Genomic DNA, 23,127 nt, shown 5'->3' with positions numbered 1-23,127 from the left:
GGGCTCCGGTTCCGGAGCCCGCCGCTGTATTCCTGTCCGTCAGCCGTCCGTCAGCCGTCCGTCAGCCGAGCAGGCCGATGATCGCGTCCGTGGAGTCCGTCTCCCCGAGCCGGGGGAAGATCTTCTCGACGCTGTTGCGGTGCGCCTCGGCGTCCATGTCGGTCACGGCGTCGGTCGCGAGGGTCACGTGGTACCCGTGCGCGTACGCCGCCCGGGCCGTGGACTCCACCCCGATGCTGGTGGCGATGCCGCCGAGCACCACCTGGGTCACCCCGCGGCGGCGCAGCTGCAGGTCGAGGTCGGTGCCATGGAAGGCGCCCCAGGTGTGCTTGGTGACCACGATGTCGCCGTCCTCGCGGCCGAGTTCCGGCGCGAGGTCGGCGAAGTCGGCCGGGAACTCCCCGCCGCCCCCGCCCCGCTGCGCCTCGGTGCGGCCCGGGGCCCCGGCCACCACCCGGACCAGGACGACGGGCAGCCCGCGCTCGCGGAAGGCGGCGGCCAGCCGGGCGCCGCGCTCGACGACCTCGGCGGTGGGGTGGACGGTGGGCAGTCCGGTGATGCCCTTCTGGAGGTCGACGAGGACCAGGGCGGTGTTCGGGTCGAGCGTGGTGGCGGGCACGGTGCCTCCTGGGGCGGGTCTGCGGGGCGTACGAGGGAACGGAAGGTGGTGGTCAGGTGCGGGTACGGGCGCGGCCGCGCAGGGCCCGGTCGGTGGCGGTCAGCACCAGCACCACGAGGCTGAGCGCACCCGCCACCATGGCGATGCCGTGCAGCCCGATGGCGGTCGCCCGCTGCCCGTAGAAGAGCCCGATCAGCCCGGCGGCGGTGATCGCGCCCAGGTACTGCGAGGTGCGCTGGAGCCCGGCCGCCGCGCCGACGCTCGTCGGCGGGGCCTGGGTGTAGACGGCGGCCTGGTTGCCGGTCGAGGACAGCCCCTGCGGCAGCCCGAAGAGGACCGCGGCCAGCAGCAGCGCGACCAGCGGGGTGGACTCGTCGGCGAGCAGCAGCACCCCGCTCCCGGCGGCGAGCAGGACGGCCGCGAGGACGAGCGGTGCGTAGATGCCCTTCGTACGGGCGCCGAGCAGTGAGCACACGGCGGCCGCGCCCGACATGGGCAGCATGATCAGGCCCGCGCGGGAGGCGGAGTAGCCGTGCCCCTCCTCCAGCCACTGCGCGTATCCGTACATGACCATGTAGATGACCAGGTACGCCGTACCGTGCCGGAGGTAGGTGAGGGCGAGGGAGCGGTTGCGGCCGATCATCCGCAGATCGATGAAGGGGCGGGGGCGGCGCAGCTGCCACCAGGTCAGGACGGCCGCGAGCACCAGGACGACGGGCAGCAGCGCCCAGTTGGGCCGCGCCAGGTCCATCAGGAAGATCATGAGAGTGGTGAGGGTGGCGGCGAACAGCGTGATCCCGAGCGGATCGAATGCCGCGCCCGCCGTCCGGGCCCCGGTGTCCGTGCCGTTCTCCGGGCTCGTGATACGGGTCCTGGGTAGCCAGAGCAGCGCGAGCGTGATGCCGATCAGGGCCAGCGGCACATTGACCGCGAAGATCGCCCGCCATCCGGCCGTCGCGGTGAGCACCCCGCCCAGCACCGGACCGACCGCCGCGCTGCCGAGCGCGGCGAGCGAGAGCCGGCCGAGCACGGGACGCGGCGTCTCCCGGCCGGTGGCGAAGGACTGGGCGCGCAGCAGTGCCATCGCCGCCGGGTACGCCGCGGACGTACCGATGCCGAGCAGCACCCGCGAGGCGATCAGCCAGCCGAACGCGGGCGCCAGCGCGCCCACCAGCCCGGCGGCGCACACCACGAGCAGCCCGGAGAGGAAGACCCGGCGCGGACCGAGCAGGTCCGCGAGCCGCCCCATCGCGGGCTGCGCCACGGCGCTGGCGAGGTAGAGGGAGGCCACCAGCCAGGCCGTCCGGGCGGCCCCGACCCCGAAGTCATGGCCGATCGCGACCAGGCCGGTGGCGATCATCGTGGAGTTGACGGGGTTGAGGACCGAGCCGATGAGCAGCGGGGCCATCAGCCGGGGGCCGAAGGGATCGGCGGGGGCGTGGCCCTCACCCGCCGTCCCGGCCGCCGGTATGGCGGGCTTTCCCGCGGTCTCGGTCATTCCTGGACCAGTCGCCTGAGCAGGTCGGTGGCTTCGGCGAGGGTGCGGCGCTCATCGGCGTCGAGGCGGGTGTCGATCGCCTCCAGCAGCCAGCTCTGCTTGGCCTGCCGTACGGAGGCGACCGCCTGCCGCCCCCGTTCGGTGCTCGAGAAGACCACCTGCCGTCCGTCGGTCGGATGCGGGGCCCGCTCCACCAGGTCCTGCTCCTCCAGCGCCGCCAGGATCATGCGCATCGACTGCGGCCGGACCAGCTCGGCGCGGGCCAGCGCGGCGGTGGTGGTCGGCCCTTCGTTGTAGAGCCGGCTGAGCACGGCGCGCTGGGAGGGGGTGAGCGCCCCCTGCGAGGAGGCCGCCCGCAAACGGCGCATCAGCTGGGTGACGACACCGGCGAGGTCGACGGCGAGGAGCTCCTCCGGCCGTGGGTCGGCCGCGATGGGCGTTTGATCATGCGGGGCCATGGCCGAAGCATAGGAAATCGACAGTCAAACTTGCAAGTTTGACTGTTGTGTGCGGAGTCGGAAAAGCGCCCGTAGCACAGCCGTAACCGGTCCCGTAACACGCAGGGTGTCGAATGCGTGGCCTCGGGTTGTGCATCGTCCATCGTCCGAGGGGGAGGGGTGGCCATGGCGAGCGGGCAACTCCCGGCCGAGGTCGAGGAGTTCGCGACATATCTGCGGGGGCTGACGAGACGGCTGGACGCGGGGGCGGGCTGGTACGGCGTCTTCGCCCTGCGCGACCCGGACGGGCTGCGGGCCTGTCTCGACGGGCATGAGGTGCCGCCGTGGGACCTCGTCCAGTCCCTGCTGCAGGACCTCTCCGCCCAGCACGGCCCCGGGGCCGCCCAGGAGGCGGCGTCCCGCGCCGCGGCCCTCTACCGTGCCTCGGTCGCTGCCCACGACGCCGGGCCCGGCAGCCGCGAGGCCCTCCGGGACCGCGTGGACGGCATGCTCCGCCAACGCCACGGCGCCGCCCAACGCGCGGCCGACCTCCGGTCGGCCCTGTACACCGCCGAGGACCCGGCCGCCCGGCACCGCCTCGCCGCGGACCTGGCCTGGGCCCACGACGACTATCAGCGCGCCACCGCCCGCACGGAAGAACTACACGCCCGCCTGGCAGCGCTTCCGGGTGTGTCCCGTCCAGCGCAGCCCACGCCACGGGGCCCGCTCGCGGGTGCGGCCCCGCCCGCGACGGGCGGGGCCGGTCGGGGAGAGCACCCGCAGGGGGCGGGGGGATTCGCGGTGGCGTACGAAGGGGAGGGCGGCGGCACGGCAGGGGCGGCCACCGGCCCCGGCGTCGCGCCACTTGGGTACGCCGCGCGGGAGGGCGGCGGTGCGGGGGTGGCCACCGGTCCTGGCGTCGTGTCGCTCGGGCGTGCCGCGGGAGAGGGCGGCGGTGCGGGGGTGGCCACCGGTCCTGGCGTCGTGTCGCTCGGGCGCGTCGCGCGGGAGGGCGGTGGCACCGCGGAGGCGGCCGGACCTGGCGCCGCGTCCCTTGGACAGGCTACGAACGACAGGGCGTCGGCCGGGCCCGGTCGCGAATCGGCAGTCACCGGGGGCGACGAGCCCGGCCAGCCCTCGGTGGCGTCCCCCGGCCCCGTCACCGCCCAGGATGCTCCTGCCCCCGCGCGACCTCGGCCGCGCGGGGCGCGGTTCGCGGGGGTGGAGGAGGCGGAAGCGGCTCCGCGGCCGCGCGGGGCGCGGTTCGCCGGGGCCGGGGACGACGGCGCCGTAGTGGTGCAGGGGCCGGTCTCGCCCGCGCCTCCCTCGGCGGAGAGCGGAGCCGAGGCCCGTGCGACCCCGCGTGGGGCGCGGTTCGCAGGTGCGTACGAGGGCGAGGACGGTGGCAAGCGTCGTAGGCGGGACAGGGTGGCGGACGACGGGCGGCGGCTTGCCCGCGAGGCGGCGGAGCGCGCGGCGGCGCGGCGTGCCGCCCAGGAGGCGGTCGCGCGGCTGGGCCGACTCCGGGCGGAGGGCCGCTCAGGCGAGGCCCATGTCGTGCTGTACGAGGCCGCCGTCTGGCCCGCCGCGCGGCTGCCGGTGCTCGCGGAGGAACTGGAGCGAGCCGGACTCGGAGCCGATGTGTCCACGCTGCTGTGGGAGACGGCGTGCCTGCCGCCCGCACAGCTCGCAGCGGCCGCCGAGGCGCTGGTCGCGGCGGACCGCGCGGCCGACGGCGAGGTGCTGCTACGGCAGAGCGTCTCGCGCCCCGTCCCCGAGGTGGCCCACACCGCGAAGGCGCTCCTCGCGGCGGGCGCCCCGAGCAGGGCCGCGTTCCTGCTGGAAGCGCTCGTACGGGCCCGTACACCGGAGGACGCGGCACGAGCGGGGGCCGAGGACCCCGCCACGCTGGTGCCCCTGCTGCTCGACGCGGCCGCCGAGGTCTCCTCCAGCACCCACCACGATCTGGCCCACGCCCTCCGCACCGCGCGCCTGCCGGGCGTCCCCGGCCTCGCGTGACGCTCGCGTGAGGGCGGGGGTCGTTCTGCCTGGCCGGCTCGGTCGGGTGCGGGTTTCGTCTCGCGCCTCCGGCGCATTTGAGCAGCGGGGGCGGGGGTGGTGGGGCGCGGCGCCATCGCCGGGCGCCGGGCCGGTGGGCGTGGCAGCCGGGGCGGCTTCCCCGGTCGAGGGCTGGGGGCAGTACCGGACAGCGGGAGGGGTTGGGGTACCCCTCTCGAAAACGCTTGACCAATTAGTTGCTTCAGATCAAGCGTTTTTTCGAGGGATACCCGGAGGAGCCGTCAGTCCGGCATCGGCCCCAGCTCCCGGGCACAGACGCCGCCACCGGCGCCCGCACCCACCGGCCCGGCGCCCGGCGGCGGCTCCGCGCCCCCCACCCCGCTGCCCCGCTGCTCAAAATGCGCCGAAGGCGCGAGACGAAACCCGCACCCGACCGAGCCGAGAAGCCCGAGCGACCCACCCCGCGCCCCGCTGCCACCCGAATCCCAGACCCGATAAAACACGAAACGTGATCGTCTTCGTTGAGTAACGGCGGCGGTATTGCCAGAGTGGTCAGTGCGCTCTTACGTTCTTCACAGCCCGGATTCTACGTGCGTAGACACAGGTTGAGGAGCTGATCATGGCCAACCTCGTACGTGCCGCTCTCGTCCAGGCCACCTGGACCGGCGATACCGAATCGATGATCGCGAAGCATGAGGAATACGCCCGGCAGGCGGCCGCTCAGGGCGCCAAGGTGATCGGCTTCCAGGAGGTGTTCAACGCGCCGTACTTCTGCCAGGTGCAGGAGGCGGAACACTACCGGTGGGCGGAGGCGGTGCCGGACGGGCCGACCGTGCGGCGGATGCGGGAGCTGGCCCGGGAGACCGGGATGGTGATCGTCGTCCCCGTCTTCGAGCTCGAGCAATCCGGCTTCTACTACAACACGGCCGCCGTGATCGACGCGGACGGCAGCTATCTCGGCAAGTACCGCAAGCACCACATCCCGCAGGTCAAGGGGTTCTGGGAGAAGTACTACTTCAAGCCGGGAAACGTGGGCTGGCCGGTGTTCGACACCGCCGTGGGCAAGGTCGGGGTGTACATCTGCTACGACCGCCACTTCCCCGAGGGCTGGCGCGAGCTGGGCCTGGCCGGGGCACAGCTGGTCTACAACCCCTCGGCCACCTCCCGTGGCCTGTCGGCCTACCTCTGGCAGCTGGAGCAGCCCGCCGCCGCCGTCGCCAACGAGTACTTCATCGCCGCGATCAACCGCGTCGGCACCGAGGAGTACGGCGACAACGACTTCTACGGCACCAGCTACTTCGTCGATCCGCGCGGCCAGTTCGTCGGCGATGTGGCCAGTGACAAGGAGGAGGAGCTGATCGTCCGCGACCTCGACTTCGGCCTGATCGACGAGGTGCGCCAGCAGTGGGCGTTCTACCGGGACCGGCGGCCCGACGCCTACGAGGGGCTGGTGCAGCCGTGAGCAGCGACATCAACGACGCCAAGAGCGGTCCCCACGCCACCCTCCACGCCCGCCACCAGGCCGTACTCCCCGACTGGCTCGCCGTCTACTACCAGCGCCCCATCGAGATCACCCACGGCGAGGGACGCCATGTCTGGGACGCCGAGGGCAACCGCTACCTCGACTTCTTCGGCGGCATCCTCACCACGATGACCGCCCATGCCCTCCCCGAGGTCACCAAGGCGATCAGCGAGCAGGCCGGCCGGATCCTGCACACCTCCACGCTCTACCTCGACCGGCCCATGGTCGACCTGGCCGAGCGGGTCGCCGCGCTGTCCGGCATCCCGGACGCGCGGGTCTTCTTCACCACCTCCGGCACCGAGGCCAACGACACGGCCCTGCTGCTCGCCACGACGTACCGCCGCTCCAACCAGATCCTGGCGATGCGCAACAGCTACCACGGCCGCTCCTTCTCGGCCGTCGGCATCACCGGCAACCGCGGCTGGTCGCCGACCAGCCTGTCCCCGCTGCAGACGCTGTACGTACACGGCGCGGTGCGCACCCGGGGACCGTTCGCCGGGCTGTCGGACGGCGAGTTCATCAAGGCGTGCGTGGCCGACCTGGAGGACGTACTCGGCCAGGCGCACGGCAATGTCGCCGCGCTGATCGCCGAGCCGATCCAGGGCGTCGGCGGCTTCACCTCCCCGCCCGACGGGCTGTTCGCCGCCTTCCGCGAGGTGCTCGACCGGCACGGCATCCTGTGGATCACCGATGAGGTGCAGACCGGCTGGGGCCGCAGCGGCGACCACTTCTGGGGCTGGCAGGCGCACGACGGCTCCGGGCCGCCCGACATCCTCACCTTCGCCAAGGGCATCGGCAACGGCATGTCGATCGGCGGTGTCGTCGCCCGCGCCGAGGTCATGAACTGCCTGGGCGCCAACTCCATCTCCACCTTCGGCGGCAGCCCCATCACCATGGCCGCCGGTCTGGCCAACCTCAACCACCTGGTCGAACACGATCTCCAGGGCAACGCCCGCCGGGTCGGCGGACTGCTGATCGAGCGGCTGCGCGCCGCCTGCGCCGGTCTGGACGGTGTGCGCGAGGTCCGCGGCCGGGGGCTGATGATCGGCATCGAGCTGGTGGACCCGGGCACCGGCGAACCGTCCCCGGAGGGCGCGTCCGCCGTGCTGGAGGCCGCCCGGGAGGGCGGGCTGCTCATCGGCAAGGGCGGCGGGCACAACAGCAGCGTGCTGCGGATCGCCCCGCCGCTCAGCCTCACCGTCGCCGAGGCCGAGGAGGGCGCGGAGATCCTCGAGGCCGCCCTCAAGTCCGCCCTGGAGACCACCTGGTCCGGAAGGAGCGCGAGCTGATGACCCGTACCGTGATCCGCGGCGGGCTGGTCGTCACCGCCGCCGAGGAGACCCCGGCCGATGTGCTGATCGAGGACGGCAAGGTCGCCGCACTCGCCGCGCCCGGCGGCGAGTGGGCCCAGGGCTGGACCGCCGACCGTACGATCGACGCCACCGGCAAGTACGTCATCCCGGGCGGGGTCGACGGGCACACCCATATGGAGATGCCGTTCGGCGGCACGTTCGCCTCCGACACCTTCGAGACCGGCACCCGGGCGGCGGCCTGGGGCGGCACCACCACCATCGTGGACTTCGCCATCCAGACGGTGGGCCACGCCCTGCGCGAGGGGCTGGACGCCTGGCACCTCAAGGCGCGCGGCAACTGCGCCATCGACTACGGCTTCCACATGATCCTCTCCGATGTGAACGAGAGCACCCTCAAGGAGATGGATCTCCTGGTGGGGGAGGGCGTGAGCAGCTTCAAGCTGTTCATGGCCTATCCGGGGGTCTTCTACAGCGACGACGGGCAGATCCTGCGGGCCATGCAGCGCGCCTCCGGCAACGGCGGGCTGATCATGATGCACGCCGAGAACGGCATCGCCATCGACGTCCTGGTGGAGCAGGCGCTGGCCGAGGGCAGGACCGATCCCCGCTACCACGGTGAGGTCCGTAAGGCGCTGCTGGAGTCGGAGGCGACCCATCGCGCCATCCAGCTCGCCCGGGTGGCAGGCGCCCCGCTGTACGTGGTCCACGTATCGGCCGAGGAGGCCGTCGCGGAGCTGACCCGCGCCCGTGACCTGGGGCTTCCGGTTTTCGGCGAGACCTGTCCGCAGTATCTGTTCCTGTCCACGGACAACCTCGCCGAACCGGACTTCGAGGGCGCCAAGTACGTCTGCTCCACTCCGCTGCGGCCCGTCGAGCACCAGGCCGCGCTGTGGCGGGGGCTGCGGACCAACGACCTCCAGGTGGTCTCCACCGACCACTGCCCGTTCTGCTTCACCGGGCAGAAGGAGCTGGGCCGGGGCGACTTCTCCAAGATCCCCAACGGTATGCCGGGCGTGGAGCACCGGATGGACCTGCTCCACCAGGCCGTGGTGGACGGCCATATCTCCCGCCGCCGCTGGATCGAGATCGCCTGCGCCACCCCGGCCAGGATGTTCGGCCTCTACCCGCGCAAGGGCACCATCGCGCCCGGGGCCGACGCCGACATCGTCGTCTACGACCCGGAGGCGCGGCAGACCCTGTCCGCCGAGACCCACCACATGGACGTCGACTACTCGGCGTACGAGGGCAAGCAGATCACCGGGCAGGTCGAGACCGTGCTCTCGCGCGGGGTGCCCGTCATCGACCGGCGGGAGTACACCGGACGTGCCGGGCACGGCCAGTTCCTCATCCGCGACACCTGTCAGTACCTGAGCTGACCCAGGGAGCGAGCATGGACTTCGGACTCGTGCTGCAGACCGATCCACCCGCGTCGGCCGTCGTCGAGCTGATGCGCCGCGCCGAGCGCAATGGCTTCGGCTACGGCTGGACGTTCGACTCCGCCGTGCTGTGGCAGGAGCCGTTCGTCATCTACAGCCAGATCCTGGCCCGTACCGAGCGGCTGATCGTCGGCCCCATGGTCACCAATCCGGGTACCCGCACCTGGGAGGTGACGGCCTCCACCTTCGCCACGCTCAACGAGATGTACGGCAACCGCACCGTCTGCGGGATCGGCCGTGGCGACTCCGCGCTGCGGGTGGCGGGGCGCAGGCCCAACACCCTCGCCCGCCTCGAGGACGCCATCGACGCCATCCGCGATCTCGCGGAGGGCCGGGAGGCCGTCGTGGACGGCAGCCCGATGCGGATCCCCTGGATCGAGGACAGCAGGCTGCCGGTGTGGATGGCGGCGTACGGCCCCAAGGCGCTCGCGCTGGCCGGGCGGAAGGCCGACGGCTTCATCCTCCAGCTCGCCGACCCGTTCCTGACGGAGTGGATGGTCAAGGCGGTGCGCTCCGCGGCGGCCGAGGCCGGGCGCGATCCGGACGCGGTCACCATCTGCGTGGCCGCCCCCGCGTATGTCGGGGACGATCTGGACCACGCCCGTGAGCAGTGCCGCTGGTTCGGCGGCATGGTCGGCAACCACGTGGCCGACCTGGTCGGCCGCTACGGGGAGCACTCCGGCGCCGTGCCCGAGTCCCTGACCGCGTACATCAAGGAGCGGCAGGGGTACGACTACGCCCACCACGGCCGGGCCGGCAACCCGGACACGGCGTTCGTGCCCGACGAGATCGTGGACCGGTTCTGTCTGCTGGGCCCGGCCGAGGCGCATATCGAGAAGCTGGAGCGGCTGCGCGAACTGGGGGTCGGCCAGTTCGCGGTCTACGCGATGCATGACGCGAAGGAGCGCACGCTCGACGCGTACGGCGAGCGCGTCATCCCCGCGCTCACCGGCTGATCGCCGCACCGGCTCTGCCGCGCACCGGCAAGGCATGGCCCTTTTCTCAAGGAGGGGTGAATTCCGTTTCCGTGGCCGCCCGTCGACTATCGGCGGGCGGCCACGGAGAGCAAAAAGCGGACCCCCGAAAACCTTCGAACATGGTTACAATCACCTCGGTTTTTGTGCTCTGATGTCCGGTCGGCCGAACGACTCCTTGTCACAGAAGGGTTGGGCATGACACAAACCGAGGTACCGATAGATGTGGAGCTCCGGGGACTCTACAAGGCCCACTATCGGTTTCAGTTCCTGAGCGCGGCATTCCAGTTAGGGCTCTTCGCGCTGGCGGAGAAGGAGCCCGGCCTGGCCGTGGGTGAGATAGCCACCCGGCTGGGCCTCAAGGAGCAGCCCACCCGCATTCTCCTTCTCGGCTGTACGGTATTCGGGCTTTTGGACAAGAAGGGCGACGGATACCACATCACCCCTCTCTCGAAGCCGCTGACGGCCAACTTCGACGAGGCGCCCGCCTCCAACATTCCCTGGGAACAAGACGGTATCTACCGGGCGATGGCCTGGTTCTGTGAATCCCTCAAGGAAGACACCAACGTCGGTCTGCGGCGGGAGATTCCGGGAACGGCGTCCACCCTCTACGGGCGGCTCGCCGAGAATCCCGAACTGGAAGCCACATTCCACACCATGATGTCCTCGGTGAGCAGGCTCGTGGGCGCCGAACTGGGAGAGAAGCTCGACCTCTCCGAGTGCACCCACCTCCTGGACATCGGCGGCGGAACGGCCATCAACGCCTCCAACTTCGCCGCCCGCCGGCCGGATCTGCGCATCACCATCGGAGATCTGCCCTCCATCGCGGCGGCCGCCAACGAGGAGATCGAGAAGCTGGGGCTGGCCGACCGGGTGCGGGCGGTGAGCCTCGACGCCTTCCACGACGAGTTCCCGACCGGCTGCGACGGAGTGCTCTTCGCCCACTTCCTGGAGATCTGGTCCCCCGAGCGGGTCCAGGAACTCCTCGCCAAGGCCGCCCGCGCGCTCCCTCCCGGCGGCGCGGTCTACGTGGTCACCCCGCGCCAGGACGACGACGGCACCGGACCCGAGCGGGCGGCGCTGCTGTCCGCGTACTTCCACACCATCGCCTCCGGCGAGGGCATGGTCTACACGGGCGCCGAGTACGAGGAGTGGTTCCGCGCGGTGGGCATCGAGCCCGCCGGACGGATGCCCCTCGGCGCGGACACCGTCGTGATCACCGGCCGCAAGGCGTAGTCCGGAACCAGGCGAGGACACCCCCGGCGGGCGCGCCGTGCGATGCGGAGGTCGCAGCGGTCCGTGCGCCGGGGGCACGACCCGCCCCGATCGGGAGGCGAACCATGGCCGGCGCCACGAGAAAGTGGCTGATCCTGGGGATCTGCTGCATCAGCCTGTTCATGGTGGGCCTCGACACCACCATCGTGAACCTCGCCCTGCCGTCCATCCAGGAGGATCTGGACGCCACCCCCTCGGGGCTCCAGTGGACGGTGGACGCCTACACCGTGGTGCTCGCCAGCCTGCTGATGCTCTCCGGCTCGATGGCCGACCGGTTCGGCAGGCGCAGAACGTTCCAGACCGGGCTGCTGCTGTTCAGCCTGGGGTCGCTGCTGTGCGGGCTGGCCTCCGACACCGGTTCGCTGATCGCCTTCCGGATGGTGCAGGCCATGGGCGGCGCCATGCTCAACCCGGTCGCGGTCTCGATCATCGCCAACACCTTCACCGACCTCGAGGAGCGGGCCAGGGCGATCGGGATGTGGGGGGCGGTCGCGGGTGTGAGCATCGCGCTGGGGCCCGTCGTCGGCGGTGCGCTGGTGGACTCCACCGGCTGGCAGGCCGTCTTCTGGGTCAACCTCCCGGTCGCCGCCCTCGCCCTGGCCCTCACCGCGCTGTTCGTCCCCGAATCCAAGGCCCCTCGGCCGCGCAGGCTCGATCCGGTGGGGCAACTGCTGGTGATCGCGCTGCTGGCGACGCTCACGTTCGGCATCATCGAGGGCCCGGTCAAGGGCTGGGGCTCGGCGCCGATCGTCGGCTGCTTCACGGTCGCCGTGGCCGCCGCCGTCTCTCTCATCCGCTATGAACTCCGCCGTGCCGAACCGCTGCTGGACGTCCGCTTCTTCCGCAGCCCCTCCTTCAGCGGCGCCATCGCCTCGGCGGTGTGCGGCTTCGCCGCGCTCGCCGGGTTCCTCTTCCTCAACGCCCTGTACCTCCAGGACGTCAAGGAATTCTCCCCGCTGCACACCGGGCTGCTCACGCTGCCGATGGCGGCCATGACCCTGGTCTCCTCGCCGCTCGCGGGCCGTATCGTCGGCGCCCGCGGCCCGCGCGTCCCCATGGTGATCGCCGGGGCCGGTACGGCGGCGTGCGGACTGCTGCTGACCCAGGTACGGGCGGACACCCCGGTCTGGTACCTCGTCATCGCCTATGTGGCGTTCGGCATCGGCTTCGGCATGCTCGACGCCCCGCTGACCTACTCGGCCGTCTCCGGGATGCCGCGCTCCCAGGCGGGGGTGGCCGCCGCGGTCACCTCCACCGGCCGCCAGGTGGGGGCGGCCCTCGGCGTCGCCGTCCTCGGCTCGGTCTCCACCGCCCGGGTGCACGGCCCCTTCAGCTCCGGGTTCCCCGCGGCCAGCCATCTGGGCTGGGCGATCATGGCCGGGTGCGGGCTCGCCATCGTGACGCTCGGCCTGCTCACCACCGGCTCCCGGGCCCACCGCCCGGCGGAGCCCAGCCCCGAACCGGCCCCCGACCAGTCCGCGGAACGCGTGCCGTGACCCCGCGCCCGTCCCCGCATATCGACGGGGTGAGCTGGTATGGCGGTCAAAAAGCGGATCCGCGCCTTTCGCGGGGGTCCATCCCTTCACCTCGATGACACCTTCCCGCGGTCGCCGTGCCACCCGCTGTCGCAGAGACATGATTCGATGAACGCATGATCGATGAATTTCTCGCCGGTGATCTCGGCGCGGTGGAGAAGGCGGTCCGCGCGGCGGTCGCCGAAGAGGTCATGCCGCGCTTCCGGCAGCTCGCCGCCCATGAGATCGTCGAGAAGCGGGGCCCGCACGACCTGGTCACCACCGCCGACCGGCTGGCCGAGGAGCAGCTGACCGACGCCCTCACCAAGCTGCTGCCCGGCTCCGTGGTGGTGGGCGAGGAGGCGGTGCACGCCGACCCGGCCGTGCTCACCGCCCTCGGCGGCGACGCGCCCGTCTGGATCGTCGACCCGGTCGACGGCACCCGGCAGTTCGTCCACGGCGACCCCGGCTTCTCGACGCTGGTCACCCTCGCCCACCGGGAAGAGCTCCTCGCGTCCTGGACGTACGCCCCGGTGCTCGACCTGATGGCCATCGCCCGCCGTGGCGGGGGCGCGCTGCTGAACGGCGAGCCGATCCACAGCGGCTCCCCGGAGCCCGGCGGGGCCCTCCACGTCGCCATATCCCACTACGACTTCACCACCGACGCGGAGAAGCGCACCCTGTCCGGCCTGCGGGCGCCGGGGGCCGAGGTGCGCCCCTGCGGTTCGGCGGGTCTGGAGTATCTGAACGTGGCCCGGGGGCTGCTCGACGCCGTCGCCTTCACCTGGGAGAACGCCTGGGACCACGCCGCCGGTCTGCTGCTGGTCGACGAGGCGGGCGGCGCGCACAGCACGCTCGGCGGCAAGCCGTTCCGGATCAGCGGGGGCAACGCCCTTCCTTTCACGGCGGCCAGGGACGAGGCGGCCGTTCGGCATATCCTGGGCCTGCTGGCCGACGCCGGCTGATCGTTCCACCGATACCTCGAGGACGAGGGGGAGCCGACGTGCCGTCCATGCTCGACGCGGTCGTAGTGGGTGCCGGACCGAACGGGCTGACCGCGGCCGTCGAACTCGCCCGCCGCGGCTGCGCGGTGGAGATCTTCGAGGCCGCCGACACCATCGGCGGGGGCTCACGCACCGAAGAGCTGACCCTCCCCGGCTTCCGGCACGACCCCTGCTCCGCCGTGCACCCACTCGCCATCGGCTCCCCGGCCTTCGAGCGGATGCCGCTGGCCCGGTACGGCCTGGAGTGGCTCCACCCCGAGCTGCCGCTGGCCCACCCCTTCCCGGACGGCACGGCCGCGGTGCTGGCCCGCTCGGTCGGCGAGACCGCCAGGTCGCTCGGCCCCCGCGACGCCGGCACCTACCGCCGGCTGCTGGCCCCCTACCTCGGCCGCTGGGCCACCCTCGCCCCCGATCTGCTGCGCGCCCACTGGGACGGGGTGCCCCGTGACCCGATCACCTGGGCCCGCTTCGGGCTGCACGCGCTCCAGCCGGTCTCGCTGCTCGCCGGTCCGCTCCGCTTCCGCGACGAGAAGGCGCGCGCCCTGTTCACCGGGCTGGCCGGGCACGCCATCGCGCCCACCAGCGCACCGGCCACCGGCGGCCCCGCCCTGATGTTCGCCGTCGCGGCCCATGAGGTCGGCTGGCCGATCCCGCGCGGCGGCTCCCAGTCGATCGTGGACGCGCTGGGGGCGTACTTGCGCGCACACGGCGGGACGATCCACGTCTCCACCGAGGTCAAGCGGCTCGACGAACTGCCGCCCGCCCGTGCCTACATCTTCGACACCTCGCCGCGCGCCCTGGCCCGTATCGCAGGTCTCGGCAACGCCTACCGCCGCTACCGCTACGGGGCCGGCGCCTTCAAAATCGACTACGCGCTGTCCGGCCCGGTCCCCTGGACCGCGCCCGACGCCCGCCGCGCGGGCACCGTCCATGTCGGCCCCACCTCGGGCGAGATCGGCGCCGCGCTGCGGGCCGCCGTCGAGGGCCGCGACCCCTCCGTCCCGTTCCTGATCACCGCCCAGCCCAGCCTCCTGGACCCCTCCCGCGCCCCGGAGGGCAAGCACACCTTCTGGGCCTACGGCCATGTGCCCAGCGGCTGGAAGGGCGACGCCACGGAGGTGATCGAGCGTCAAATCGAGCGCTTCGCCCCCGGCTTCCGCGATCTCGTCCTGGCCCGCGCGGTGGCCGGACCGCCCGAACTCGCCGCCCGCAACGCCAACTACATCGACGGCGACATCGCCTGCGGCGCCTTCGAGGGCCTCCAGGCCGTCATACGCCCCAAGCTCGCCCGCGTCCCGTACGCCACCGCCCACCCGGCGGTCTACCTCTGCTCCTCCGCCACCCCACCGGGGCCCGGCGTCCACGGCATGTCGGGCCACCACGCGGCGCATGCGGTATGGCGGAGGCTACGGGCGCGGTAGGGCCCATGGCCCAGGAGGGGCAGCGGCGGCCTTGGTGCGGGATGCCGCCCCAGTGCCCCTCGGTGCGGCCTCAGTGCGGGATGGTGTCGATGACCTCGCGGGCGCCCTGCCGGAGCAGCGCCACCGCGACCGACGTTCCCAGGGTGGCCGGGTCCAGGGGGCCCGCCCATTCGTGGGCGTCCAGGACCGTCTTGCCGTCGGGGCTGAAGACCCGGGCGCGCAGCGAGAGGCGGCCGTCGCGCTCGGCCCTGGCGTAGCCCGCGATGGGGGAGTTGCAGTGGCCCTGGAGCACATGCAGCAGCATGCGCTCCGCGGTGATTTCCTTCCAGACGTCGGCGTCGCCGAGCCCGGCCACGGCCTCGATCGTCTCGGTGTCGTCCTCCCGGCACTGGAGCCCCAGCACCCCGGCCCCGATCGGCGGGCACATGGCGTCCACCGGCAGGATCTCGCTGATCCGGTCCGTACGGCCGATCCGCTCCAGACCCGAGACGGCCAGCAGCAGCGCGTCGCAGTCGCCCGCCGCCAGCTTCTCCAGCCGGCGGTTGGCGTTGCCGCGCATCGGCACGCACTCCAGCTGCGGGTGGGTGATCGCCAGCTGGGCGACGCGGCGGACCGAGGAAGTGCCGATCCGGGTCCCCGCGGGCATCTCGTCGAGGGTCAGCCCGTCGGGGTGGATCACGGCGTCGCGGATGTCGTCCCGCTTGAGGTACGCGGCGAAGACCGTGCCCGCGGGCAGCGGACGGTCGGCGGGCACGTCCTTGATGCAGTGCACCGCGAGATCCGCCTCACCCGCCAGCAGCGCGGCGTCCACCTCCTTGGTGAACGCGCCCTTCCCGCCCAGCTTCGACAGATCGCCCATCCACCGGTCGCCGGAGGTGGTGACCGGTACGACCTCCGTACGGATCCCCGGCCGCAGCGCGGCAAGCTCGGTACGGACCCGTTCGACCTGGGCGAGGGCCATGGGGGAGGAACGGGAGACGATGCGGATCAGTTCGCTGGAGCCGGAACCGGAGCCGGGGGCGGAAGACATGGCATACACGATAGGGCGTCCGGGACATGCTCCGAGCCGCGCCCCGGGGCCTGTGCGGCAGGTCTCATCGGCCGGGCGGCGACGGAGCGAAGCCCTCCGCGACGAGCGCGGCCAGACGGGTGTAGGCGTCGAGCGTTCCGGGGTACAGCCGGCTGAAGTCGATCGCGCCGCCGGAGGCCAGATACGGATCGTGGGGGACCGTGACCACACCGCGGCAGAGGGTCTGGTAGTACGCCATGAGTTCCTCGACCCGCGACCTGGGCGGCTCGGGGGTTTCGTGGGGCTGATTCAGCACCGTGATGGCGCGCCGGACGAGCTCGGAGTGGCCTTGAGCGGCGAGCCGGGCCATGGTCGTGCCCGCACGCCTGATGCGTTCCACGGCGGGCGTCGTGACGACGATCAGCTGGTCGGCGAGGTCGAGGACGCCGTGCACGGTGTCATCGAGCGCGCTGGTGTCCGAGTCGGAGAGGATGATCGAGTACCCCCTGCCGAGGACGTCGATGGCCCGGCGATAGGCCTCGTCGTCGATCTGGGGCGAGGTGCTCCCGGCGAGGATCTCCAGCCCGGAGGGGGCCTGCGAGGTGAAGCGCCGGATGGTGACGTAGCCGTCGAGATGCGGGCTGCTGAGGGCCAGGTCGCGGATGGTCGCCGCGCTCTCGCGCGGTACGTGACGCTCGAAGGCGTCCCCACCGGGAGTCACGTCGACCGCGATGACCTTGTCGTCGCGCCGGCTCGCGAGGATCGAGCCCAGCGCGACGGTCGTGGTGGTTCTGCCGGCCCCGACCGGGCGGCTGATCACCGCGATGCGGTGGGCGGCCGGCAGGGGCGTCCGGATCAGCTCGGACTCGCGTTGCCGTTCGGCCTCGGCGGCCCGTTCGCCGCGCCGGAAGAGGGAAGTCAGCCGGGAGCGCCTGGTGGGGCGGGGGCGTGGGGCCTCGGGAGCCGGTGCCGTGATCAGCGGGGAGGGCGAGCCCGCTTGCGGCACCGGCGCCGACACGGTCCCGCCTTCGGGGTCGGCCATCTGCCGGGCGAGGGCCTGCGCGACCTGCTCCGCCGTCGGACGGGCTTCCGGATCGGGATCGAGGCAGGCCGCGATGAGCGCGTCCGCGGCGGTCGCACGCCCGCCCCGCAGGGCCTGAAGGATCTCGCCCAACGCGAGGACGTTCGCCTCCCTGGCGAAGGCCAGCGGCTGGTAGCGGCCATCGATCGTGGCCGTGGTCCAGCCGACCAGCTTCACCGTCCGGTCGACGACGAGCACGGTGTGTGCCGTGAGGCTCCCGAGCGTGATGTCCTTGCTGGAGCACATGCTCACCCCCTCCGCGAGACGCAGGCCGATGAGGTCGGCGGTGCGCGCGTCCAGCGCGGGCACGGCGCTGCTGGGCGTCCGGTTCAACAGAGCGGACAGACGCACCGGCAGCGAGCCGTCGGAACCGCGGATGATCTCCTGGGCCGTCCACGGCGGATCGTGGTGAAGGCCCCGGTCCATGAGTGACGGGGCGAACATCCCGCCCATCCGCCGCAGCGCCTCCGCTTCCATGCGCAGCCCGACCAGGGCCTCCTCCGGGGCCCCGCGCCGTAGGGTGCGTACCGCGACATGGAACAACTCATAAGGGGCACGGCCGAGATAGAGGTCGTAGTCCAGTTCCGGGCCCATGCCGATGTTGCCGTAGATCTGGTACGGACCGATCGACTGCGGGTAGCTGCCCGACCACGTGAGACGGCCGTGCGCGAGGTCGTGTCCACAGGACCCGCAGTAGCGGTCGTAAGGCTCCACCGGCTCCTCGCAGGAGGAACAGGCGTATGTCGCCCCCTGGGCCCAGGGCAACTCGGCCTCCGTCTCCGGTGCCCGTTCCGGCACGGGCACGGGCACCGGCACCGGCACCGGCTTCGGCGACGCGGGAGGCGCGGCGGGCGCGGCGGGCTCGGGCGCCCTGGGCGGGCTCGGAGGCGGAAGCGCCGGGGCCCCGAAGCGCGCCGCCAGACGTGGCCCCACCTCGGCGAAGGCCCGCGCCCCGGCGGGAAGGCCGTCCGGGCCGCCGGGATGGCGGAGCCAGGCGGGGAAGTCCGGCGCACGGCCCGCCAGTTGGCCCAGCCGGTGCCCGATGAGCCGCCCGGTGTCCATGAGCTCCGCGGTCGGAACGGCGTCCAGCAGGGCGTCTCTCGCGGTCCGGGTGAAGTCGAACGCACGGTGCTGCGGCGGCAGCGGTTCCTCGTGCGGTCCGGCCTGGGCGGGCCGCAGCAGCCCGCCCAGGAAGACCTCGGCGAGGTGGGCGGTGTCCGCCTGCCAGGGGACCGCGGCCTGCACCAGCCGCATGACCGGTACGGACACGGGGGCGACGGCGGCGAGATGCGCGGCGAGGCGGTAGGCCTCCGGCGAGGCGGCGTCGCGGAAGCGCTGGACCTCTCCGAGGCCGTCGGCGCGCGGCGCCCCGTCCCCGCGCGCCGCCTCGGGGCGGCTCAGAAGGGACATCAGCGCGCTGCCGCCCGGGGCGGCGACGAGCCGGGCCCAGGCGGTCATCGAGCCGGGCTCCGGCTCGATGACCGGCACCGGAATGCCGTCGAAGGCGGCCAGACCGGCCGGCAGCACGGGGTCGGTGATCGTCCATTCGGTGTTCGGCGCGCCGCTCTGCCGGGTCGTCACCTGCCACCGCTGCGCCCGGATGCCGGAGCCGTCCCACATCCGCCGCGGCAGGGCGTGCAGGATGGCCGTGGGGCCGCAACGGGCCCACCGCAGCACCGCTTCGTGCTTACGGCCGTCCCGCCAGGCGGGCCCCATGCCGTCGCTCAGCACGAGCACGAGCGTATGGCCGGACGGGTCGGCCAGCGTCCGGGACGCCAGAGCCGTCGCCGACGGGTCGAAGGGGCGGCCGCTCAGCTCGGACGGGGTGGCGGGGCCGCGGGAGTGCAGTCCGTACGTCCGGACGAGCCGGAAGGCGCCGAGCCGCTCCATCATCACGCGGATCTCCGCTGCCAGCCGCTGCCACAGCAGCATCGACATGCCGTCGTCGATGACGAGCGCCAGATCCAGCCAGCGCTCGCGCGCCGGGCGCAGGGCGACGTCCGGCAGACCGGTCTCGGCGAGGGCCGTCACCGTCGCCTCCACGTCCAGCTCGTGCCTGGAGAGGCTCGGACGGTGCTGTTTGAGCGGGCGCAGCGCCCGGCCGATCCGCAGCTCGGCACGGAGCGCCTTGCCCTCCGGGACGCGCAGCGCCAGCGCGCCGGGCGGGCCGTCGGCAGTGCGGTCGGCGTCGGCGGCGTGGCCGGGGACGGCGTGCAGCCCGGCCATCGCGCGGTCGCCCGACGGGAGGGACGGGAGGTCCGACGGCAGCGATGCGGGCGGTGACGCGGTGAGCCAGGGGGCCGCCGGGCCGGGGCCGGCGCGGCCGAGCACCGGCCCGGTGGGCGGCGCGAGGAGGTAGTCCCCGTCCGTGTCCACGGCGTCCGCGTCCTCGTCCGCCGGAGCCCCGGCCTCCGCCAGGGCGGGCTGCCGGGCCAGGGCACGCCGCACCGGCGCGTCGTCCGCCCCGGCGGGCAGCCGCCGGGCCAGCCACAGCGCGTCCAGCAGCTCCTCCTGCGCGAGCGGGACGCCGCTGTCCGCGAGGACCGCGAGCAGCGCGCGCAGATCCTCACCGAGTCGGCCGGCGTCCCCGGTCATCCGCCTACACCGTCCCGCTCAGCCGGTGCAGCACGGCGTCCAGCAGCCCGTCCGCGTCCAGGTCCACGCCTCCCGAGCGCAGGAAGACCGCGTTCAGCAACTGGTCGGTGGCCAGCTCGCCCGGTGCGCGCCGCCGCAGGAACGCCTGCAGCAGATCGTCCACCTCGCGCAGCGCGTCCTCGCCGAGGTGCGCGGTGACGATCGCGCGCAGCCGCTCCTCGTCCGGCGGTGGCAGCTCCAGCCGTACGCAGCGGCGCAGAAAGGCGGGCGGGAAGTCGCGCTCACCGTTGCTGGTGATGACGACGACGGGGAACTCGTCGCACATCACCCGGCCCCGCACCACGATCGCCTGCTCGTCGATCCGCAGCGTCGGAACGCGGACTTCGGGCTGTTCGTCGGAGAGCCGGGACAGCTCGGGGATCTCGAACTCGCCCTCCTCGAAGATCGTCAGCAGATCGTTCGGCAGATCCACATCGCCCTTGTCGAGCTCGTCGACGAGCAGCACCCGGGGGCGTTCGCCCGGCACCAGCGCGGTGCCCAGCGGGCCGAGCCGCATAAAGGACCCGATGTCCGGCTCGGGACGGCCGCGGTCCCTGCTCATGGTCGTCTCGCGCAGCCGGCCGACCGCGTCGTAGCGGTAGAGCGCTTCCTGCACGGTGGAGCGGCTGTTGACGGACCACCGCAGCACCTCGCCGAGGTCCAGTTCCCGCGCGACCGCCTGGGCCAGCGACGATTTGCCCGTCCCGGGCTGGCCGGTCACCAGCAGCGGGCGGCGCAGATGGAGCGCCGCGTTCACGACGTCGGCGTGGTGCGGAGAGACCAAATACGGCGGATGGCCGCCGCCGCGCCCGCCGGCCCTTCCGGTCCCGAAGCGCCGCCAGGGCGGGGCGGACGGCAGCGGCAGCCTCCGGGTCACCCCGTCCCCGCGGAAGAGCCGCCAGGCGGCGGGCGGGGCCGGGGCACGTTCTTCAGGCGGTCGCGGGACGGGGGACGGGGACGTCCGAGCGTCCTGCCGGTACTCGATGGAGAACTCCTCCTCCGGGGGCGCCATGCGCTCCGGAGGGAGGGCGAGGTCGTCCAGCGAGGCGGCCAATTCCTCGTCGTCGTCCCCGCCGCCGCTGTTCCGCGCCGTCATGAGACCTCCGTATCACTGTCGTTGACGTTCATGACGGCTCCGTGGGATCGGCCAATTCGAGCCGCGGCAGTTCATGGTCGGCGTCGGACCAGGCCAGCACCGGCCGTCCCAGGAAGGTCTGCGGGCAGCCGAGGGTCTTGGCGCGGTAGGCGCGCACCGTCTCGGGGAGGCGGCGCGGCGGAGTGCCCGCGATGGTGCGTACGGCGTGGGAGCCGGACTCGCCGTCCTGGTCCTGGCCCCGGTCCCAGAGCACGACCGGGACGCCCATCGCCAGGCACACCTGCACGAGATCGACGCGGACGTCGGCCGGGACGCCGTCCACGGTGGCCTGCGCCGCGTCCAGTTGGTCCATGAGCAGTGCGTACACCCCATTCTTCCCTCCCGTCGAGCGGTCGATGTGCACGGCCCCGCCGTCGTCAAGCAGCCGCTGGCGGTGGCGCAGCGCCGCCTTGAAGCGTTCACCGGCCCGCTGCATCAGCTCCGGGCAGTTGACGACCAGCGGGTACTCCGCGCCCAGCATCCCCGGCACCAGACCGGCCGGACCCGGCCACTCCCACTGGTCCACCGGGATCTCCAACGCCTCACGGTCCACGATGAGTTCGATCACCGGGCGGGTGCCCACCGGGAGGGCGCGGTGCAGGGGCTCGATGACGGTGAGGATGTCCTCGGCCGCCTGTGCCGCGCCGCGGAGCCGGTCGCCGCCGTCGCAGACGCGCCGCGGCCCGGCGCCCTCGTTGCACCACATCCGCAGCCGGTAGAGGTGCGCGCCGTCGCGGTCGGCGTGCGCGGTGAGCCGTACGAGAACCCGGGGCGCCACCGCGGGCGCGTGCTGCCTCAGTGCCCACTCGTGGGCGTCCGCCCGGCGCTCCTCCAGGGCGGCCTCGTGGATCCCGAGGCGGGTGGCGACCGCCGTGCTCCAGCGGCGCAGCGCGTCCCCGGGCGCGGGCGGGCACAGGGCGGCCACGTAGACGACCACGCGGAGCAGCCCGGGAACGCCCGAGGTGCCGTCCGGGACCGGACGGCTGTCCCCGCGCAGGCCCTCCAGGTACTCGACCAGCGCCCTGATACGGGCCGTGCGCAGGGTGGCGTCCGGGCTGTCCCAGTCGGCCCCGGCCAGCAGCGCGCCGGGCAGTTCGGCGAGCGGCAGCGCGGCCCGTACGACGGAGGGCAGACGGGCCGCCGTGGCCGCGGGCACCGTGCCCAGCTGGGTCAGCAACTCGCCGAGCTCACCGGGGGAGAGCAGCCGTGCCACGCCCGACATCCGCCCCACCGCGAGCAGTTCGCCGACCGCGTGCGGGTCGACGGGGTGCAGTACCTCGGCCAGGGCGGGCAGCGCGCGCCCGTCGGTGGTGAGCAGCCGCGCGAACTCGTCGACCGAAGGGGCGGATCCGTCCGCCCGGTGGTGGTGGCCGCACCGCCCGGCGACCGTGCGCGCGAAGTCGGCCCGCCGGGCCGGGTCCGCGAGCGCCCGACCGAGGAGCGCGGCGAGGGCGCGGTGGACGGGATCGGCGGCCTGGCGGGCCGGTTCGGTCTCCGGTTCGGCCTCCGGTCCGGTCTCCGGCTCGTCGAGGACGTGCTGGGCGCCGACACCGGCCAGCTCGGCCCGGATCCGCTGCCACGGGATGCCCCAGCTGCGGCGGGCGACATGCCGCGGGGAGTACGCGAGCGGGGCGCCGTTCACCGGGTGGTGCGGGGGCGTGAGGGCGGCCGCCACCAGACCGACCACCGCGTCCGCCTCACCCGACCACAACGGTCCTCCGCTGTAGCCGTGGTCGATGGCGACACCGGTCATCGACGTGCCGTCCACATAGCCGATCCGGCCGTCGCACGAGGTCACGCGTGCGGTGGCGATGGTCGCGGCCAGCCCGCTGCCGTGCCAGGCGCGGACGGACTGCCCCTCCGCCATGGCCCGCCAGCGCGGCGGCAGCACCTCACGGGGCAGCGGCTCGACGAGCTCCAGCACGGCGAGGTCGCCGTCCCATTCGACACCGTTCGTCGCGCCGGGCGGTATCCACACCGCCAGCCGCGCCGTGCCCGCGTGCGCGTTCCCGTCCGGGCCGTGCACCAGCACCTTCAGGGACGCCGCAGTGGGGCGCTCGGCGCAGGTCGTGTCCTCCTTGCCGAGCGCGCAGTTGACGACGTGCGCACACGTCAGAAAGCGGTCACGGGGGAGCAGTACGCCGGAGCCGACTGCCTCGTGATCGGCCTGGCTCAGTACCGAGACCGTGGCAGGGCGCTGCCCAGCGGCCGGGGCGGGGCGAAACCAGTCCATCGG

At 73.0% G+C, this 23,127-nt stretch carries 16 protein-coding genes; 9 read left to right on the top strand and 7 right to left on the bottom strand.

Annotated features, from left to right (window positions below; genetic code table 11):
• Positions 1-61: 61 nt before the first annotated feature.
• The 3 genes from LIV37_RS13540 to LIV37_RS13530 are packed head-to-tail and all read right to left on the bottom strand — an operon-like array spanning position 62 to position 2,575.
• Positions 62-619 (bottom strand): isochorismatase family protein, encoded by a 558-nt coding sequence (locus LIV37_RS13540; protein ID WP_020867684.1) that lies wholly within the window; start codon positions 617-619, stop codon positions 62-64.
• A 52-nt stretch (positions 620-671) separates the two neighbouring features.
• Positions 672-2,117: an MFS transporter gene (locus tag LIV37_RS13535; protein WP_020867683.1), complete on the bottom strand. Its 1,446-nt coding sequence runs from the start codon at positions 2,115-2,117 to the stop codon at positions 672-674.
• Positions 2,114-2,575, bottom strand: coding sequence for a MarR family winged helix-turn-helix transcriptional regulator (locus LIV37_RS13530; RefSeq protein WP_020867682.1), 462 nt, complete (start codon positions 2,573-2,575; stop codon positions 2,114-2,116). The genes LIV37_RS13535 and LIV37_RS13530 overlap by 4 nt, the downstream gene beginning before the upstream one ends.
• A 165-nt stretch (positions 2,576-2,740) precedes the next feature.
• Between LIV37_RS13530 and LIV37_RS13525 the strand changes: the two genes are divergently transcribed.
• From LIV37_RS13525 to LIV37_RS13485, 9 genes are all read left to right on the top strand, one after another.
• A complete protein-coding gene (locus LIV37_RS13525) occupies positions 2,741-4,573 on the top strand; it encodes a hypothetical protein (protein WP_121825507.1) in 1,833 nt (610 codons plus the stop codon).
• A 619-nt stretch (positions 4,574-5,192) separates the two neighbouring features.
• Positions 5,193-6,035 (top strand): nitrilase-related carbon-nitrogen hydrolase, encoded by an 843-nt coding sequence (locus LIV37_RS13520; protein WP_020867680.1) that lies wholly within the window; start codon positions 5,193-5,195, stop codon positions 6,033-6,035.
• On the top strand, positions 6,032-7,384 hold the full coding sequence (locus LIV37_RS13515; RefSeq protein ID WP_020867679.1) for an aspartate aminotransferase family protein: 1,353 nt from the start codon (positions 6,032-6,034) through the stop codon (positions 7,382-7,384). The genes LIV37_RS13520 and LIV37_RS13515 overlap by 4 nt, the downstream gene beginning before the upstream one ends.
• Positions 7,381-8,784, top strand: coding sequence for a dihydropyrimidinase (hydA, locus tag LIV37_RS13510; protein ID WP_121825508.1), 1,404 nt, complete (start codon positions 7,381-7,383; stop codon positions 8,782-8,784). The genes LIV37_RS13515 and hydA overlap by 4 nt, the downstream gene beginning before the upstream one ends.
• 14 nt (positions 8,785-8,798) lie before the next feature.
• Positions 8,799-9,800, top strand: a complete 1,002-nt coding sequence (locus LIV37_RS13505; RefSeq protein WP_020867677.1) for a TIGR03842 family LLM class F420-dependent oxidoreductase — start codon at positions 8,799-8,801, stop codon at positions 9,798-9,800.
• A gap of 216 nt (positions 9,801-10,016) precedes the next feature.
• On the top strand, positions 10,017-11,054 hold the full coding sequence (locus tag LIV37_RS13500) for a methyltransferase (RefSeq protein WP_121825509.1): 1,038 nt from the start codon (positions 10,017-10,019) through the stop codon (positions 11,052-11,054).
• Between the two features lie 104 nt (positions 11,055-11,158).
• Entirely contained in the window at positions 11,159-12,589 is a 1,431-nt protein-coding gene (locus tag LIV37_RS13495; RefSeq protein ID WP_020867675.1) for an MFS transporter, read from the top strand.
• Between the two features lie 155 nt (positions 12,590-12,744).
• Positions 12,745-13,572 carry an inositol monophosphatase family protein gene (locus tag LIV37_RS13490; protein ID WP_020867674.1) on the top strand — a complete coding sequence of 276 codons (828 nt, stop codon included), beginning with the start codon at positions 12,745-12,747 and terminating at the stop codon, positions 13,570-13,572.
• 47 nt (positions 13,573-13,619) lie between these two features.
• A complete protein-coding gene (locus LIV37_RS13485) occupies positions 13,620-15,032 on the top strand; it encodes a phytoene desaturase family protein (protein ID WP_020867673.1) in 1,413 nt (470 codons plus the stop codon).
• A gap of 70 nt (positions 15,033-15,102) precedes the next feature.
• Here LIV37_RS13485 and hemC read toward each other — a convergent pair whose 3' ends face one another.
• From hemC to LIV37_RS13465, 4 genes are all read right to left on the bottom strand, one after another.
• Complete coding sequence (gene hemC / locus LIV37_RS13480; RefSeq protein ID WP_020867672.1) at positions 15,103-16,062, bottom strand: hydroxymethylbilane synthase; 960 nt, start codon at positions 16,060-16,062, stop codon at positions 15,103-15,105.
• Positions 16,063-16,126: 64 nt separating this feature from the next.
• Positions 16,127-19,717: an SAV_2336 N-terminal domain-related protein gene (locus LIV37_RS13475; protein ID WP_121825511.1), complete on the bottom strand. Its 3,591-nt coding sequence runs from the start codon at positions 19,715-19,717 to the stop codon at positions 16,127-16,129.
• A gap of 4 nt (positions 19,718-19,721) precedes the next feature.
• A complete protein-coding gene (locus LIV37_RS13470; RefSeq protein WP_020867671.1) occupies positions 19,722-20,852 on the bottom strand; it encodes an AAA family ATPase in 1,131 nt (376 codons plus the stop codon).
• A 28-nt stretch (positions 20,853-20,880) separates the two neighbouring features.
• Positions 20,881-23,124: a VMAP-C domain-containing protein gene (locus tag LIV37_RS13465; RefSeq protein ID WP_020867670.1), complete on the bottom strand. Its 2,244-nt coding sequence runs from the start codon at positions 23,122-23,124 to the stop codon at positions 20,881-20,883.
• Between the last annotated feature and the right edge of the window lie 3 nt (positions 23,125-23,127).

This window comes from Streptomyces rapamycinicus NRRL 5491 (assembly GCF_024298965.1).
Lineage (GTDB): Bacteria > Actinomycetota > Actinomycetes > Streptomycetales > Streptomycetaceae > Streptomyces > Streptomyces rapamycinicus.
The sequence above is the reverse complement of the archived record's forward strand: the minus strand, read 5'-3'. Positions and strand labels throughout refer to the sequence as shown.